This is a genomic window from Veillonella sp. (assembly GCF_041333735.1).
Taxonomy (GTDB): domain Bacteria; phylum Bacillota; class Negativicutes; order Veillonellales; family Veillonellaceae; genus Veillonella.
The window spans coordinates 1,984,640-2,002,779 of record NZ_JBGKFB010000001.1; the positions used below are offsets into that span (position 1 = coordinate 1,984,640).

The window sequence follows — 18,140 nt, forward strand, 5'->3', positions numbered from 1 at the left end:
ATAACTAGCCGTAACCTTTTATTCACGATCTTTCAATTCTTCAACAACTCGTTCCATCCGCAAACCACGGGAGCCTTTGACAAGGATAACGTCCCCTTTTTCACGAATATCACTATAGGCATTGGCCATTTCCAAATGGCTATTACAACGGAATGTAGTTAATCCAGCCTTTTTAGCTTCTTTAGCTATAAAGGCAGCAGCATCACCGAATGTGAATACAACACTATAACCTTCTTCAGCAAGTAATTGACCAATTTCACGATGCGCTTGTTCAGTATAATCACCAAGTTCAAGCATATCACCAAGCATAGCAATTTTACGTTTACCTTCTAGCTGACCCAAAGCTTTTATCGCTTCAGCCATAGAAGATGGATTTGCATTATACGCGTCATTTAAGATAACAATATCTTCAAATGGTACGATTTCTTGGCGCATAGGAGTGCCTGTAAATTCACTTAAGCCCTTGCGGATCGTATTGGACTTAATGCCTAGCACACGACCAGCTACGATTGCTGCCAATGCGTCATATACATTGTGTTCACCAATCATAGGCAAGAAGATATCAAATACTTCGTCATAACATTTGCATGTAAATTTAATACCATCTTTTTTATAACGCAAATGACTGCCAATACATGTGGCATTACGTTCGATACCATAGGTAATAGTTTTACCTTTGGCAAGACTATCCATAGCTTTAACATATGGATCATCTTCATTGAGAATAGCCACACTATTTTCAGGCAAGCAACGAATTAACTCACCTTTAGCTTGTGCGATGGCTTCACGAGAACCTAATAGCTCAATATGGCTAGTACCAACATTAGTAATAATACCCATAGTTGGTTCAGCAATCAACGCAAGCTCCTCAATTTGACCAAGGCCACGCATGCCCATTTCAACAACACAAGCTTGATGTTCTGCAGTTAAACGCAACAATGTTTTTGGCAAACCAATTTCATTGTTAAAGTTTTTCTCAGTTTTCAAAACATTAAATTCGGTGCCGAGTACAGCAGCTACCATTTCCTTTGTTGTAGTCTTACCAGAAGAACCAGTAATAGCGACTACAGGGATATCAAAGCGACGACGATGGTAACGTGCTAAATTTTGATACGCTACCAATGTATTATCTACTTCAATACATACGATGCCGTCCACTGCACGGCCCTTTTCTACGATTGCACCAGTAGCGCCCTTTTCGATAGCTGTATTAATAAAATCATGACCATCAAAGGTATCACCTTTTAAGGCTACAAACAAAAAGCCTGATTCAATCGTTCTTGTATCAGTAGATACATCTAAAAACTTAATATTGTCGGTATGTGCACTCGTCCCTTGTGTGGCTTCTACCACTTGAGACAATGTAAATTCTGCCATATTAGATCTCCTTGAGGGCCGCTCGCGCCTCTTCACGATCATCAAAATGAATCGTTTTATCCTTTAAGATTTGGTAATCCTCATGCCCCTTACCTGCAATTAGTACAATATCCCCAGGTTTTGCATTTTGTATTGCATGTTGAATCGCTTCCCGACGATCAACGATAACTTCATAGTGAGAGCCTTCACGCAGGCCTTCTTTAACGCCCACCTCTACATCTTTCACAATTTGCACAGGATCTTCTGTGCGAGGATTGTCAGATGTAACATATACTATATCGCCATATTGTGCAGCAATACGGCCCATAATAGGACGTTTCGTAGCATCTCGGTCACCACCACAACCAAAGACTACAATAATGCGATTTTCTTGAATAGCCTTTGCAGTTTGCAAAATATTTTCTAACCCATCTGGTGTATGTGCATAGTCTACAACAACTGCAAATGGTTGACCTTCTTCAATAAGCTCAAAACGGCCAGGCACAGCGCTAAATGTTTTCAATGCCTTATCGATATCTTCCATAGAGATACCTTCTAATAGACAAGCCCCAATAGCGGCCAATGTATTATATACATTAAACAAACCAGTTGTATTCATAGCCACTGTATAGTCATTGCCATCATAGGATACCGTATAACGACTAGATTTAGGAGTCATTTCAACATCATGAGCATTCAATGTTCCTTTACCATCAATACTGTACGTAATGATAGGCGCCGTTGTTTTTTCAATTACACGATGACCATATTCGTCATCGATATTGATGACAGCCCCTTTGCCAGATTTAGTTTGGTTCGGCGCGCTAACTTGTTCAAATAATTTACACTTAGCGGCCAAATAATTTTCAAAGGTCTTGTGAAAGTCCAAATGATCTTGTGTTAAGTTCGTGAATACGGCTGTATCATATTCAACACCAGAAACTCGACCTAATGCTAATGCATGGGAAGATACTTCCATGACACAATGGGTAACGCCTTCTTCTACCATTTGATGAAGAATATGTTGTAAATCTACTACATCCGGTGTTGTATTGTGAATTGGATAGGATGTATCACCAATCATAATATGAACGGTACCAATAACGCCTACTTTATGGCCTTGGCCTTTCAAAATATGACGAATCATATGAGTTGTAGTCGTTTTACCATTAGTACCAGTAACACCGATCATACGCATGGAGTTGGCTGGATAATCAAAGAAATATGGTACACAAGCCATCATAGCTTTTCGAGTATCCTCTACAGTGATAACACAAACATCACCACTTACCTCTACTGATTTAGATACAAGTACTGCCACAGCACCAGCTTCAACGGCTTTATTTACATAATTATGACCATCTACAGTGGCACCATCTAACGCAATAAATAAGCTACCTGCTTTTACTGCACGAGAATCAGCCGTAATATCTAACACCTCAACAGCTGTATTACCTTCTACATGCGGTGTTTGCAAAGTTTTTACTATATCTTGTAATTGTTTCATATACAATCTCCTTTACACGCAAAGGAAAGCAGCCCAATACGAGCTGCTTTGCCTGCTAGTCTATAATTTGCTGTTTCTCTTGTACAGTACGTTCAGTAACAGCGCTTTTTGTACTATAAACAAAAGAATCAGGCAAAACCATCCCTAGTTGTTGTTCTGCGATTTGTTGAATACGAACAGGAGACTTCAAAGAAGCCACTTCAACATCCAACGCATCATTATCCTTTGTTAATTGTACTACAGCTTGCTGTGTTTTAACTACTTCGTAGCCTAATTTTGTGCTGTACGCATTCATAACCATCATGATAAGCAAAAATGCAACCAATGCAGCAATACCATATACAACCTGCCACATCATAGGGCTCAAATCTAGAGCCACATTTGCACTACGTTTTCTCCCTTGTGAAGCGACCAACACATCGCTTTTAACTTGGCCCACAACAGCCTTTCTCGCTAACATAAACACTAACCCCTTCCAATTCTACAACTTGACGGCTACGCGTAACTTTGCGCTTCTAGCCCTCGGATTAACCTCAATCTCCCCTGCACTAGGCTCTATAGCCTTATTCTTCGCCTTCACAACTGCCTTGTGGTTACATACGCACATCGGCAATTCTGGAGGACATATACATGCTGTACTCAACTCTTTGAAAGTTTGTTTCGTAATTCGATCTTCCAAGGAGTGGAATGTGATAACCCCAATTTTCCCCTTTGGTTTCAACATGGATACAGCATCTACAAAACTATCATGCAAGATAGCTAATTCTCTATTTACTTCAATGCGAATGGCTTGGAACGTCCGTTTTGCCGGATGCGGTCCATCTTGACGCGCCTTCGCAGGTATTGCTTGCTTAATAATTCTAACTAACTCACCAGTAGTGGTAATTCGTTTTTCTTGTCGTGCATTAATGATGAATTCAACAATGCGCTTAGCCCATCGCTCTTCCCCATAGTCGCGGATAATTTGCAATAATGCTTCAGCATCATATTCATTAACAACCTCTTCTGCTGTTAATGGTGCATCCTTATCCATACGCATATCTAAAGGGCCATCATTCATATATGAAAAGCCACGCTCCGGTGTATCCAGTTGATAGCTAGATACGCCAAGATCAAAGATAAATCCATCTACTTCATAGATACCCTCATTATGAAGGGCTTCTTTTAAGTTAGAAAAGTTCGTCGGTATTGTTAACACCTGACATGTTAAATCAGATAAACGCTGTCGAGCTACGCTCAACGCATCTTCATCTTGATCCAACCCTATAATCATGCCTTCTGGGTCTAGCATCTCACCCACAGCATGGGCATGTCCCGCACCACCCAGGGTGCAGTCCACATAGATGCCTTTTGGATTAGTTACGACGGAGTCCACCGTTTCGCGTAAAAGTACGCTGGTATGATTAAATTCCATCATAGCCTCCTATAACATAATCCCTTCTAGACCTTCAACTAATTCTTCCATACTTTCAGCCACTTGAGCATCATAGTAATCATATTTTTCGCGGCTCCAAATTTCAACGTGATCCCCAGCACCGACAATAACGGCCTGTTTATCAAGGCTCGCATATTCACGTAGTGGTACAGGAATGAGGACACGACCTTGTTTATCATATTCAAGCTCAGCGGCACTACCAAAAACAAAACGTTTCAAGGCACGTACGCTAGCTTTAGTGGAGGATTGTGATTGTAAAGCTGCAGAAATTTTCTTCCACGCTTCTTCGGTATAAATAGCTAAGCAGTTATCTAGGCCCTTAGTAACAATACATACTTCGCCTAGTTGTTCACGTATTTTCGCGGGTATAATCATCCGCCCTTTTGTATCAATGGTGTGATTATATTCTCCCATGAACATACGTATCACCGCCCTTTACTATTCCTTATCCACCACTATATGGTAAATTCTACCACAATTCCCCACCAATCACAATAAAAAATCCATTTTTATCCCACTTTTTTATATTTTTCTTTCATAATCTCTATTTTTCTCTTCTTTTCTTAGATACATATGTTCGAAATTAAATAATAATCAAATCATAAAAACCACTCCCCACCACCAGGAGCCAAATTTTAGTTTTATCTGTATCCAATCCCCACCACAATATCCCCATAAGCTCTATAACACTCAAATCAAACGATATATAGGAATATAATCACCACAAATCCACACAAAAAGAAAACCGCGTAGCATTTCTGCTACGCGGTTTCTATACCTACGATAGATTATAGTCTAACCCATCGGTTGGGAGGCATATTATTTAGTTGTTTTTACAGCTGTTTTTGGCGCTTGTTGTGGTTGTTGTGCAATCACTTTATCAAGAAGTTCACGAATTTCTTTGTTTTGTGCTTGCAAATCAGCCACTTGATCCTCAAGAACTTTTACAGTTGCAGGGGATGCTTTAGGAGCTGTAGGAGCATTACCAATACCGATTGTTACACCAGCATTTGCCATTACGCTATGGTCACCACCATAAGCGGCACCAGCATGGATTAATAAATCAGGATTTGCATAATGTGCTACACCCAATGCAGTAGATGTTTTACCTTTGTAAGTACCAACAGCCGCCATAATTTGAGCTTTTTGACCTTCGTGGTATTCGATAGGTTTCAATGCTGCTAATGCTGCTGCATTAGCACCTACAACTTTAACATCGCGTTCTACGCTGCTAATGCGGCGAGAGTTTTCTGCGATTTGTGCATCATGTTGAACAAGTGTTGCATGATCTTGTAATGCAATGTTGGAAGCTTTCAAGCTATAATTTGCAGCTTCTGCTAATGTACTGATATCTTGAGTATTTTTATTTACTTGCAAGCCCAATACATTAACTTTTTCATTGTTTTCTAATGCAATAGCACCAATGTTCTTAGTTAATGTAACATTTTCATCAACTTTAGTGTTTACATCAGCAATGTCTTGAGTATTTTTATTTACTTGTAAACCTAATACACTAACCTTTTCATGATTTTCTAATGCTAGAGTACCAACAGCTTTAGTTAATTGTGCATTTTCATTAACTTGTTTAGCTACTTCAGTTACACGATTATCTACTTTAGTAATATTTGTAACATTAGTATCTACTTTAGCATTTAGAGTGTTGATGTTTGTAGTATTTGTATTAACTTGGTTAGTTACTTTACTAATATTACTTGTGTTTGTATTAACTTGGTTAGTTACATTTGTAATATTAGTTGTATTTTGGTTAACAACATTATTGATATTAGCAATATTAGTTGTATTAGTATTAACTTGTTTAGATACGTCGTTAATAACTTTGCTATGTTCATCAACTTTGTTGATTACTTTTTGTACAGTTACATTAGTATTTTGAATTGCTTCAGCATTTTGCTTGATCGCTGCTTTGTTAATATTGATGTTTTCAGTATTATGTTTGATTGCTTCAGTATTAACAGAAACTTGGCTTTGAACATTTTTAATACGTTCTTCGTTAGCATTTGCTTTTTGAGTATTAGCATTAACTTGTTCTTTCACTTTGTTTACATCAGAACTTACATTTTGCAAGTTCTTAATTGCTTCAGTATTTTTGCCAACTTGATCTTTCAAGCCAGATACATCAGTTTTGATATTGTTGATTACAGTATTTTGGTTATTAACTTTTACGTCAATATCATTTACCTTGCTATCAATATTAGTTACTCTGCTATCGATATTAGTTACTTTATTGTTAATATTAGTAACTTTGTTATCAATATTTGTAACTTTAGCATCAATATTCTTCACATCGTTTTTAACGTTAGTAATATTGTTGTTTACAATATTGATTTTTTGATCAACTTTAGCATTGATGTTTGTGATATCAGCTTTTACTACTGTTACATCAGCTTTAATATTGTTTACATTCTTTTCAACGTTAACAACATTAGCTTTAATGTTATTAATATTGGAAGTATTATTTTGAATGTTTACAGTATTAGCTTGGATGTTGCTATTTTGAGCGTTAATGTTTTGAGTAATATTTTCTACTTTTTGAGCTACATTAACGATTGTAGTATTGCCTTTACCAACTTGACCTTTCAAGGATTCAATAGCTTGAGAGTTAGCATCAACTTTGCCAGTTAAGTTATTAATAGCAGTTGTATTAGATTCAATACGACCAGTATTAGCATTTACTTTAGCAGTTACATCTGTAATGTTAGCTGTATTACCAGCAACTTGTTTACTAATGTTTGCAATAGCTGTTGCATTGTTAGCAATGTTAGTTGTGTTATTTGTAACTTGTTTGCTTACATTAGCAATAGCTGCAGTGTTATTAGCAATGTTAGTAGTGTTGTTAGTTACATCTGTGCGGATAGCTTTGATATCTGCAGTGTTAACATCTACTTTATTGCTGATATTTGTCACATTAGCTTTAATGTCAGTAATAGCTTTGCTATTATCAACAATTGCTTTTGCGTTAGCATCAACCTTAACATTTACTTCATTAACTTTGTTGTTAATTGTGTTATTAATTACTGTATTGTTAGCTTCAATCTTAGCATTGATTGTGTTTTCAACATTAGTAACAGTTGTACCAACTTGGCCTTTTAATGCTTTGATAGCATCTTCATTAGCACTAATACGTGTAGAGTTATCTACAATGTTGCCTTGTAAGTAATCTAAACGTTGATCATGACGATCTACGCGACCTTTCAAACCATCAATATCACCTTTAATGCCATCAACTTTTACATTTACCTTGTTGATAGTGTTATTAATAGTTTTATTGTTTTCAGCAATCTTAACATCTACAGATTTATCAACTTTGTTAATGATTGTTTTGTTATTTTCGTTGATTGCATTTGTAATGTTTTTATTAATAACAGTGTTGTTATTAGTAATAGCAGTGTTGATATCGTTTCTAATTACTGTGTTGTTAGCTTCAATCTTGTTATTAATAGTAGATTCGATATTAGTGATAGTAGTACCAACTTTACCGTTCAATTCAGCAATAGCTTTTGCATTCTTGTCGATAGCAGCTTTGTTATTGCCAATCAATGTACGGTTTTCAATAGCGATTGTACCAGCTACATTGATGTCTTTTTCGTTTTGATCAACACGTTTAGTAAGACCATCTAAGTCACCTTTAATGCCGTCAACTTTAACATTTACATTGTTGATTGCTGTTGTATTGTTCGCAATATTTGTAGTATTTAGTTTAACACTATCTTCTACTGCAGTAATACGTGTAGAGTTATCTACAATGTTATCTTGTAAGTAGTCTAAACGTTGATCATGACGATCTACGCGACCTTTCAAGCCATCAATATCACCTTTAATACCATCAACTTTAACATTTACATTGTTAATTGTATTGTTAATTTCCTTGTTATTTTCAGTAATTGCATTTGTGATATTTTGATTAATTACAGTATTGTTAGCTTCAATCTTAGCATCGATATTTTTATTAATAACTACATTGTTTTCAGTAATTTTGTTATTAATAGTAGTTTCGATATTCTTAACTGTATTACCAACTTGACCTTTTAATTCATCGATAGCTTTTTTATTGTCGCCGATAAATTTACGGTTTTCAATTGCAATTGTACCAGCTACGTTGATGTCTTTAGTGTTTTTATCAACTTTAGCAGTAAGATCTTTCAAGTCACCTTTAACGCCGTCAACTTTTACATTTACATTGTTGATTGCTGTTGTATTGTTAGCAATATTAGTTGTGTTATTAGCAATATTTGTAGTATTATTTTCTACTTTACCATTGATATTAGTAATTTGTTTCTTAATATCGTTGATAACTGTAGAAGATTGACCTACTTGACCTTTTAACTCATCGATAGCTTTAGCATTGATGTTGATGTTTTTAGTGTTGTTAGCAATAGCAACTTTATTATCGCCAATGAATTGACGGTTTTCCATTGCAATTGTACCAACTACATTAATATCTTTTGCATTAGCTTTCACACCATCTTCAACTACGGAGATACGTGTAGAGTTATCAGCAATATTATCTTGTAAGTAGTCTAAACGTTGGTCATGACGATCTACACGACCTTTAAGACCATTCAAGTCACCTTTAACGCCATCAATCTTAACATTTACATCACCAATCTTATTATTGATTGTGTTGTTGATTTGTTTGTTATTTTCATTGATTTTTACATCGATGTTTTTATCAACTTTGTTAATAATTGTAGTGTTATTAGCATTGATTTTAGCATCAATGTTTTGATCTACTTTATTAATGATTGTTGTATTATTGCTGTTGATTTTATTATCAATATTTTGGTTGATAACAGTGTTGTTAGCTTCAATCTTAGTATCGATATTTTTATTAATAGTTACATTATTTTCTGTAATCTTGTTATTAATTGTAGTTTCGATATTTTTAATTGTAGTACCAACTTGACCTTTTAATGCTTTGATAGCATCTTCATTAGCACTAATACGTGTAGAGTTATCTACAATGTTGCCTTGTAAGTAATCTAAACGTTGATCATGACGATCTACACGTGCAGTAAGACCAGCTACATCACCTTTAACGCCATCAATCTTAACATTTACATCGCCAACTTTTTTGTTGATTGTATTGTTGATTTGAGTGTTATTTTCATTGATCTTTATATCAATATTTTTATCAACTTTGTTAATGATTGTAGTGTTATTAGCATTGATTTTAGCGTCAATGTTTTGATCTACTTTATTAATGATTGTTGTGTTATTGCTATTGATTTTATTATCAATATTTTGGTTGATAACAGTGTTGTTAGCTTCAATCTTATTATCGATAGTTTTATTAATTACTGTATTGTTTTCGTTGATTTTATTAGTAATTGTATTTTCGATATTTGTGATTTGATTGCCAACATGACCTTTTAATTCATCAATAGCTTTTTTGTTAGCACCGATAAGTGTACGGTTTTCGATAGCAATTGTGCCTGCTACGTTGATGTCTTTAGTATTTTGATCAACGCGTTTAGTAAGACCATCTAAATCGCCCTTAACACCATCAATTTTTTGATTAACTTTAATGTTATTAGCATTAATCTTAACATCGATGTTATTGTCTACTTTATTAAGAATTGTAGTGTTATTAGTTTCAATCTTAGCATCGATATTTTTGTTGATTACTGTGTTGTTTTCATTAATCTTATTAGTAATTGTATTTTCGATGTTAGTGATTTGTGTACCAACATGGCCTTTTAACTCGTTGATTGCTTTTTCATTGTTGGAAATACGAGTAGAGTTAGCTTCGATACGTTTACTATTATCTGCAATCGCTTTAGCATTAACTTCAGTCTTAGCATTTACATTATTAATGTTATTGTTAATAACTGTGTTATTTTTTTCAATCTTAGCATCAATATTACCATCTACTTTGTTAATGATTGTAGTATTATTAGCTTCAATCTTCTTATTGATTGTAGTTTCAATATTGGTAATTTGTGTGCCAACATGACCTTTTAACTCATCGATAGCTTTTTGGTTTGCACCGATAAGTGTGCGGTTTTCCATTGCAATTGTGCCAACTACATTAATGTCTTTTGTATTAGCTTTTACACCATCTTCAACAATAGAGATTCTTGTGGAGTTATCTGCAATGTTGTCTTGCAAGTAGTCTAAACGTTGATCATGGCGATCTACACGACCTTTAAGACCATCCAAGTCGCCTTTAACACCGTCAACTTTTACATTAACATTATTAATTGCAGTTGCATTCGCTTCAACTTTACTATTGATATTAGTGATATTGTTTTTAATATCTTTAATATCTACTTGAACATTACCAATATTTTGACCAACTTTACCTTTCAAATCAGCAATATCTTTAGTGTTGATATTAACTTGATTTTGAGTGTTAGCTACATCAGTTTTAATAGTTTTATTGTCTTGTTCAAGCGCCTGGATGCGACCTTCATGATCAACTAAAACTTTACCTTGATTATCAACTTTAGTTTTTAATTCAGTAATTGCAGTCGCATTTTTATTGATATTTGTAGTGTTATTAGTGATGTTAGTAGTATTAGCATCAACTTTTGCGCTTACATTATTTACAGTATTATTAATATTTGTAATATCAGTTTTAACGGCATTGATCTTAGTATCAACATCATTGTTTACTTTATTAATAATAGTTGTGTTGTTAGCTTCAATTTTAGAATTAATTGTTTTGTTAACTTCACTAATAATGTTAGTTTTGCTATCGTTGATTTTAACATCTACATTGTGATTAACTTCGTTGATAATCTTAGTATTATTTTCATTAATCTTATTATCAATTGTAGTGTTAATATTATTGATTGTTGTGCCAACTTTACCTTTCAATTCATCGATGGCTTTTTTGTTATCGTTGATAGCTTTTTTGTTATCACCGATAAATTTACGGTTTTCCATGATGAAAGTATTATTAGCATCAATATTTTGTGTGTTAGTTTCAACTTTAGCAGTTAAATCAGCAATAGATTTACTATTATTGTTAACATTAACAGTTAGATTATCAATTGCTTTTTTATTGTTGTTAACTTTAATATCAACATTGTTGATATTTTGATTGAGTTCATTTTTAACATTAGAAATGTTAGTGTTCAACTCATTTTTCGTATTATTAATATTTGTTTTAATATCATTAATCTTAACATCTACATCCTTATTAACATTATTAATAATAGTAGTGTTGTTATTTTCAATCTTCTCATCAACTTTGTTCAAAATTGTAGTGTTATTATTTTGAACTGCAGTATTAATATTTTGATTTACTTGATTAATAATATTAGTATTATTAGCTTCAATATGTTTTTTTACACTAGCATCAATGTTAGTATTTACATTATTAACAACATTATTTGTGATATTAGTAATTTTATTATCAATTTTTACATCAATATCGTTATTAATTTTAGTAAATTTAGCATCAATATTATTGTTAATATTTGTGATGTCTTGTTGAATGTTAGTGATTTGAGTGCCGACTTTACCTTTTAATCCTTCAATATCTTTGCTATTTTTATCAACTTTAGCATTGATATTTGTAATATTAGCATTGATTTTATTAATGTCAGTTTTTACACTCTCAACCTTATTATTAACAGTATTAATATTAGTAGTATTGATATCTACCTTTTTATTTACAACGTTAATGTTATGTGTATTTTTCTTAACATTTTCAACATCAGTAGTTACAACTGTATAGTAGTTATTAATTACTGTATTACCAGTGGAACCGCCTTTTTTAGGGATTTGTTGTTGCTGCTGTTGTTGTGGCACTTGTTGTTGCCATTGTTGCTGTTGTTGTGGCACTTGAGGACGTTGACGTCGTTGTTGCTGTTGTTGCTGTTGCTGCTGTGGCTCTTGTTGTTGCCATTGTTGCTGCTGTTGTTGTTGCTGTTGGTCTAATTGTTGTGGATCAACTTGATGTTGATCTTGCATATGACCCCAAGCATTTTGATCAGGTGTTAACCATCTTTGGCTACCAATAAGATCAGCTCTAGCCCAATCCTCAGGGCTGGATGCATTAGCAACACCTCCAGAAAAGCTAGCCGCCAAAATAACTGCAGCTACAATTGTAGTTGCAGATTTTTGATGTGACTTAGCCAACTCAGACGTTACGACATAAGCGTGCTTAGTTGCACTCCAAACAACTTTGAATACCTTATTCATATTAAGTTCCCTCCCAACATTTGTGGCTCTCACCCCACAATGAAGAAATAAATTAAATATTGCACTCTTTTTCACTAAATATTCACAATATTTAACATAATACTACCATATATTATTTTAAACTTCCATAAAAAAATTAATAAGTTAAACTTATGTTTCATTTTTTACTCATTTAAAAATATCTCTCAATCAGCTTAAATACTAAGTTATTAATAATATTGAATTATGTAAAATGAAATTTTATATTTTAAATTAATTTTATATTTATACGATACTTTTTATTTGCTTCTATAGAAAATATGAAAAAAACCTCATCAATGTATTTAACATACATTGATGAGGTTTTTTTTACTCTATTATATAGATTTATTCCGATTATTAGAATTTAGATTCAATAGCACCTTGAAGATCGCCTTTTGGCAAGAAGCCAATTTTACGGTCTACTACTTCGCCATCTTTTAGGATAACAAATGTAGGCAATACTTCAACTTGTAAATTACGAGCTAATTCTGGTTCTTCGTCAGCATTTACTTTTACAAAGTTAGCTTTACCTTCAAGCTCACCTGCAATTTCTTCGATGATTGGCATCATACGTACGCAATAACCGCACCATGGAGCCCAGAAATCAATAACAGTAACGCCACCTTGATTTACTAAATCTTGATATTCAGCAGTTTTTAATTCTTTTAATTCGCTCATTATACCCTCCTACGGCAATTGAACTAATACACAATCTTGAATGACATGCAAGTTTAAAGCATGTGCTTTTTCAACAACAGATGGTTTATCCGCTCCCGGTTGTAACCACACAGTTGGAATGCCAAGTTCTTTACATTCATCAAGTGCAGCCAATCCCGCTGATTCTGGTACAACAAAATCCACAACAGCTGGTACAACAGGAAGTGCAGAAAGACTAGAGTAACATGTGTCTCCTTCTATTTCTGCAATATTAGGATTAACTGGATATACTTCATATCCGTGATCTTTAAGACATTTATAAATCTTATAGCCGAACTTTTCGGTCTTATCAGTGGCTCCAATAACGGCCCACACCTTTTGATCTAAAGCTTGTTGAATTGTCATTTCGACCACCTCTTATATACTATTATAAATAAATATCGAATTTTGTCAATGTAATGTATCGAAATTTATAGTTATCAAATTATACTCTTTTAGCAAACATTTTAGAACTAAAATCAATGTATCTATTATCATTCAATAACAATTATTTTTTGCCTCAAACTGGGAACCGATAAGTCTAAATCTATTAGATCAGAAAGGCTTATTTGTGGATGACTATACTTAGCACCATCTATAAGACCCCCTGCAACAGCTAATTCCCCTAAAATTCTAGAGGCTGACCATTGTTGTTCTCGTAATTCACGGATTGTAATACTCTTTTGACGCTTAGAAAGTCTATGGCCATCTGTATCCACTAAAAGTGGGGCATGACCATACTTAGGAACTTCTATATGTTTATAGGGATAGCATTGTTGTAATATGTTATATAAATATAATTGCTGCCCTGTTGTATCGAGTAAATCATCGCCTCGAATCACTTCACTTATTCCCATAGCTATATCATCTAATACGACTGCTAAATTATATGCGTACATGCCATCACCACGACGTAATACATAATCATCTAGTTCACATTCCAAATGAATATGCTGCTTGCCTTGCCATCGATCATCAAAATTTAAATCACAAGTATTCACCGCTAAACGTAAGGATGGATCTTTGCTATTACATAACGCTTGTATTTCAAAATCACGTAAATGTCGACATTTTCCATCATAACGATGCACCACTTCGCCTACATGAGGTGCAGAAGCTATAGATTGTAGTCTCGCTCTATTACAAAAGCAAGGGTAAATTAGTTTTTCTAATGCGAGATATTCTAATATGTCTGCATAATATGTTTGTCTTTCACTTTGCCAATAGGATACTTCTGGTCCACCTACACGTGGACCTTCATCCCATTCAAAGCCAAGCCATTCTAAATCATCTAGTAAAGCTTCCCCTAGCTCTCGTTTTGACCGTTGTAGGTCTATATCCTCCATACGTACAACATACGTTCCTTTTTGTTGGCGTGTGGAGATATATGATAAAAGTGCTATCCACACGTTACCGAGATGAATATATCCTGTTGGACTAGGCGCAAATCTACCTTTCATTAGAACTCTCCTATAGTAGAAAACAAGTGGCATATCCATTATGAATATGCCACTTATAGATCCGAAGATATGTCAAAGTAGAATCTAAAGCAATAAAGCAATAACATCTATAGTTATAAACTTATTTATCCTAAAGACACAATGTTATCAAACACATTACCAGCATCTCTAATTTTTTGTTCGTTACCCATTGTGCAAATGTGATTATCATTCAATACAGGTTCTACCACATCTGCTAGTGCAACAATATCTTCTGGCTTACATGCGATTACTTGTTTACGGAACTCTACTTTGTCCTCTAATTTAGCACCGCTGAAGTACATCCCCATTGCACGTGGTCCACGCAATGCAGGTGTCATTGGCAAGTCTAAAGAACTCATAGTACCGATAATATACTTACGCATTTCACGATCAGTCAATGTGAAGTCACGAAGGTATTGAGGCAACTCTTTATATACATTCAAAGTTTCTAACAAGTTAGGATCGCGATAACTGCAGAAAATCATATTGCCATCGTCATAGAAATTAGCAAATGCTCCGTAAGCACCACCTTGTACACGAATACGAATCCAAAGGTATTCATAACGTAAAATCGTTTCTAGAACACTCATTGGACCAACATGTTTGAAACCATGATCGATAAAATTACCACCTTGTGCTACGTATTGAACCTTACCAGCAGTAACGATACCATCATTGCCAGATAGACGAGTGATTTGTAATACATCATTGCTTAACTCAGTAGTATCCCAAGTTTCCACCAATGGTTTCATTAGGTTTTCAAAGGCTTCTAATTCGCCTTCTTCCCCAACAAACATAATATCTACATTGTTAGCGCGGAAAATTTTACGAGCCACTTCAGCTAATTTCTCTGGTAAAAGTGGCAATGCTGCAGGATTAGATGCTAGTTCACTGATTTTTTGATAATATCCTAAATTACCATTATCTCTAAACTTGCCAACTGCAGAAACTTGAGCCATAACGCGTTGACTTACGATGGAATTACCACGGCGGAATGCTTCATTATCCCAAATAGCTTTGCTTTCTTGAACAAGTTCAGTCAAACGTTGATCATCGCTATAATCTGCTTTTTGAACTACTTCATTAATCAAGCGGCATAAATCAGGTAGTTTAGAATGTAATGCTTTCGCACGCACAATCATAAGAGGCGTAAATTCGTCACGCTTACCATCTTTACTAATGGCCGTAATGTCAGAACTCAATCCACCTAAATTCATATTAATATCTTTAGCCAGAGCTTCATAACCGCGTTCAGATGTATCAATACGACCGAGGATATCACTTAAAATATCAGCGTAGAATAGTTCCTCCTCAGTGAGGCAGTTCAATTTAAAGTACAATCCTACATAATTGATACCTTTTGTGAAAGTAGGTACAAAATGTACTGTAGTATTACCAATTTTACTTTCACGGCGTTCTACGGCTTCAATATTAGGGTTTAAATCAGATAATTCGAGCAAAGGAATAGACGCCAGCGCTTCGTCACTATCTGGAGTTTCTTGACGAATTTTAAGGCGTTTTGTTTGCTCTACAATTGCGTCAATCTCTTCAGAAGTCATATTAGCTTTTACAGTAGCTAAATGTTCTTTAACCTCTTCATCTTTACGTTCTTGAAGACCACGTTCAGGATAAATAGATACAAGAACTTTATGGTTATTATTCAAGATGGAATGACGAATTAAATCTTCAAAGTATGTACCAGCTAAGCCCTTTCGAATATTAGCTAATGCTTCTTCATAGTGTAATAGTTCCAATGGATCATTATCGTATAGCCAATTATCCATCATACGAATAATATAGGCTAAACCGATAGGACGACCACCAAAATCGCTTTCACGAAGAGCAAATTCAATGCTATTTAAAGAAGCTTCTAATAACTCTTTATCTAAGCCCTTATCACATAACTCTTGTAATGTAGACTCTACAATACGTTGCAAGTCAGCTTGTTTATCTAGATTAGAACCTGTAGCTTGTACTGTCCACATAGGTTGACGAATGCTATCTAAGTAATAGCCACTTACGTCAGAACCGATACCAGCTTTCACCAACGCCTGTTTAAGAGGTGCTGCAGGAGATGTTAACAAAGCATGTGTTAACACTTCAAATGCCAAGCTATGTTCAGGTGTTACATCAGGCAATACATACGCAAAGGAATGCAATGTACGATTATCTGTTGGCTCCTCAGAACCTACGCTATACGGATAGCTCACTACTTTACCTTCTCTAAATGGAGCTTGTAACGCTACCTCCGTATGAACATCGATAGCATCAAAATGACTTAAGTACTCATCATTCAAGAATACTAATTGCTCTTCAATATTCATATCACCATACAAGAAGATATAACTATTAGATGGATGATAGTGAACACGGTAGAACTCTTGGAATTCTTCATATGTTAAATCTGTAATATAATCAGGATCCCCACCAGAGTCAACGCCATATGTTGTATCTGGGAAAAGCTCACGCATCATTTGGCGTTCTAATACAGAGTCAGGAGATGAGTAAACACCCTTCATCTCATTGAACACAACACCTTTGTAGGTAAGTTCATCGTCTGCATTTTCGAGCTCATAATGCCAACCCTCTTGCATTACGATTTCTGCATCTTCACGAACACGTGGGTAGAATACAGCATCAAGATATACGTCCATCAAATTATGGAAGTCTTTATCGTTCTTACTTGCTACAGGATACATTGTTTTATCCGGATATGTCATAGCATTTAGGAACGTATTTAAAGACCCTTTTACAAGTTCAACAAATGGCTCTTTTAATGGGAATTTGCGAGAACCACATAGAACAGAGTGCTCCATAATATGTGCTACACCTGTGCTATTATGAGGTGTTGTTCTAAAAGCAATATTGAATACTTTATTAGAATCTGGTGAATCAATATAAATTAAACGAGCACCAGATTTTTCGTGCTTCATTTCATAAGCGGTACCATTGATTTCATCAATGCGCTCAATACGGTCAAGGCGAAAGCCAGAATAAACCTTATTTATTTCCATGCTGTCCCTTCTTTCTATATAAATATAATTAATTTCATGCTAACAATTAATTATAACATATCGACGACCCCATATATAGATGTTAAGAATAATTATCGAAACGCAAAACCCCACAGGCATTACCGCCTATGGGGTTCATTTTATTTATTATGTTGCATTTGCCACTTTTGATTGCGGCGCAAGGTTAATAAGCCTTCTAACACAGCTTGGAATTGTACAAAACTCAATGTATATGGTGGATACATATCCGGTACTACCTTATAAGAAATAGTAACTTCGGCCTTATCATAATCATAAAATATGCCATGTAAATTACTCACAGTAGTATAACCGGTTTGAGCTTGCTCCAATGTTGGAATAGGCTGATTTTTAAGATTTCCTAGTAGATCACTAATGAAACCTTCCTTACGACCTTGGTCATTAAGCATTTCATCCATAAAACTACGTAGACTATCCAT

At 34.8% G+C, this 18,140-nt stretch carries 11 protein-coding genes; all 11 read right to left on the bottom strand.

The annotated features are described in order from the left end of the window. Window positions 1–18: 18 nt before the first annotated feature. The 11 genes from murF to ACDF53_RS09255 all read right to left on the bottom strand — a co-directional run bounded on the left by murF (window position 19) and on the right by ACDF53_RS09255 (window position 18,140). On the bottom strand, window positions 19–1,377 hold the full coding sequence (gene murF, locus ACDF53_RS09205; RefSeq protein WP_295215093.1) for a UDP-N-acetylmuramoyl-tripeptide--D-alanyl-D-alanine ligase: 1,359 nt from the start codon (window positions 1,375–1,377) through the stop codon (window positions 19–21). 1 nt (window position 1,378) lies between these two features. Beyond that, entirely contained in the window at window positions 1,379–2,863 is a 1,485-nt protein-coding gene (locus tag ACDF53_RS09210) for a UDP-N-acetylmuramoyl-L-alanyl-D-glutamate--2,6-diaminopimelate ligase (protein ID WP_370816143.1), read from the bottom strand. 55 nt (window positions 2,864–2,918) lie between these two features. Further along, window positions 2,919–3,323: a cell division protein FtsL gene (ftsL, locus tag ACDF53_RS09215; protein ID WP_005386230.1), complete on the bottom strand. Its 405-nt coding sequence runs from the start codon at window positions 3,321–3,323 to the stop codon at window positions 2,919–2,921. A 21-nt stretch (window positions 3,324–3,344) separates the two neighbouring features. Then, entirely contained in the window at window positions 3,345–4,277 is a 933-nt protein-coding gene (gene rsmH / locus ACDF53_RS09220) for a 16S rRNA (cytosine(1402)-N(4))-methyltransferase RsmH (protein WP_227720166.1), read from the bottom strand. A gap of 9 nt (window positions 4,278–4,286) precedes the next feature. Then, entirely contained in the window at window positions 4,287–4,718 is a 432-nt protein-coding gene (gene mraZ, locus ACDF53_RS09225) for a division/cell wall cluster transcriptional repressor MraZ (RefSeq protein WP_370816145.1), read from the bottom strand. A gap of 399 nt (window positions 4,719–5,117) precedes the next feature. Beyond that, window positions 5,118–12,470 carry an ESPR-type extended signal peptide-containing protein gene (locus ACDF53_RS09230; RefSeq protein WP_370816147.1) on the bottom strand — a complete coding sequence of 2,451 codons (7,353 nt, stop codon included), beginning with the start codon at window positions 12,468–12,470 and terminating at the stop codon, window positions 5,118–5,120. Between the two features lie 378 nt (window positions 12,471–12,848). Beyond that, on the bottom strand, window positions 12,849–13,169 hold the full coding sequence (trxA, locus tag ACDF53_RS09235; RefSeq protein WP_005386226.1) for a thioredoxin: 321 nt from the start codon (window positions 13,167–13,169) through the stop codon (window positions 12,849–12,851). Between the two features lie 9 nt (window positions 13,170–13,178). After that, window positions 13,179–13,553, bottom strand: a complete 375-nt coding sequence (locus ACDF53_RS09240; protein WP_296007402.1) for a CoA-binding protein — start codon at window positions 13,551–13,553, stop codon at window positions 13,179–13,181. Between the two features lie 128 nt (window positions 13,554–13,681). Further along, window positions 13,682–14,647 carry a tRNA glutamyl-Q(34) synthetase GluQRS gene (gluQRS, locus tag ACDF53_RS09245; RefSeq protein WP_370816149.1) on the bottom strand — a complete coding sequence of 322 codons (966 nt, stop codon included), beginning with the start codon at window positions 14,645–14,647 and terminating at the stop codon, window positions 13,682–13,684. A gap of 125 nt (window positions 14,648–14,772) precedes the next feature. Beyond that, on the bottom strand, window positions 14,773–17,682 hold the full coding sequence (locus ACDF53_RS09250) for an insulinase family protein (RefSeq protein ID WP_370816151.1): 2,910 nt from the start codon (window positions 17,680–17,682) through the stop codon (window positions 14,773–14,775). A 140-nt stretch (window positions 17,683–17,822) separates the two neighbouring features. Continuing rightward, window positions 17,823–18,140 (bottom strand): hypothetical protein, encoded by a 318-nt coding sequence (locus ACDF53_RS09255; RefSeq protein WP_005386222.1) that lies wholly within the window; start codon window positions 18,138–18,140, stop codon window positions 17,823–17,825.

What these genes read in the sequence shown, in the direction of transcription:
- murF (WP_295215093.1), bottom strand. Translation starts at nt 1,377, where the DNA reads ATGGCAGAATTTACATTGTCTCAAGTGGTAGAAGCCACACAAGGGACG.
- ACDF53_RS09210 (WP_370816143.1), bottom strand. Translation starts at nt 2,863, where the DNA reads ATGAAACAATTACAAGATATAGTAAAAACTTTGCAAACACCGCATGTA.
- ftsL (WP_005386230.1), bottom strand. Translation starts at nt 3,323, where the DNA reads ATGTTAGCGAGAAAGGCTGTTGTGGGCCAAGTTAAAAGCGATGTGTTG.
- rsmH (WP_227720166.1), bottom strand. Translation starts at nt 4,277, where the DNA reads ATGGAATTTAATCATACCAGCGTACTTTTACGCGAAACGGTGGACTCC.
- mraZ (WP_370816145.1), bottom strand. Translation starts at nt 4,718, where the DNA reads ATGTTCATGGGAGAATATAATCACACCATTGATACAAAAGGGCGGATG.
- ACDF53_RS09230 (WP_370816147.1), bottom strand. Translation starts at nt 12,470, where the DNA reads ATGAATAAGGTATTCAAAGTTGTTTGGAGTGCAACTAAGCACGCTTAT.
- trxA (WP_005386226.1), bottom strand. Translation starts at nt 13,169, where the DNA reads ATGAGCGAATTAAAAGAATTAAAAACTGCTGAATATCAAGATTTAGTA.
- ACDF53_RS09240 (WP_296007402.1), bottom strand. Translation starts at nt 13,553, where the DNA reads ATGACAATTCAACAAGCTTTAGATCAAAAGGTGTGGGCCGTTATTGGA.
- gluQRS (WP_370816149.1), bottom strand. Translation starts at nt 14,647, where the DNA reads ATGAAAGGTAGATTTGCGCCTAGTCCAACAGGATATATTCATCTCGGT.
- ACDF53_RS09250 (WP_370816151.1), bottom strand. Translation starts at nt 17,682, where the DNA reads ATGGAAATAAATAAGGTTTATTCTGGCTTTCGCCTTGACCGTATTGAG.
- ACDF53_RS09255 (WP_005386222.1), bottom strand. Translation starts at nt 18,140, where the DNA reads ATGGATAGTCTACGTAGTTTTATGGATGAAATGCTTAATGACCAAGGT.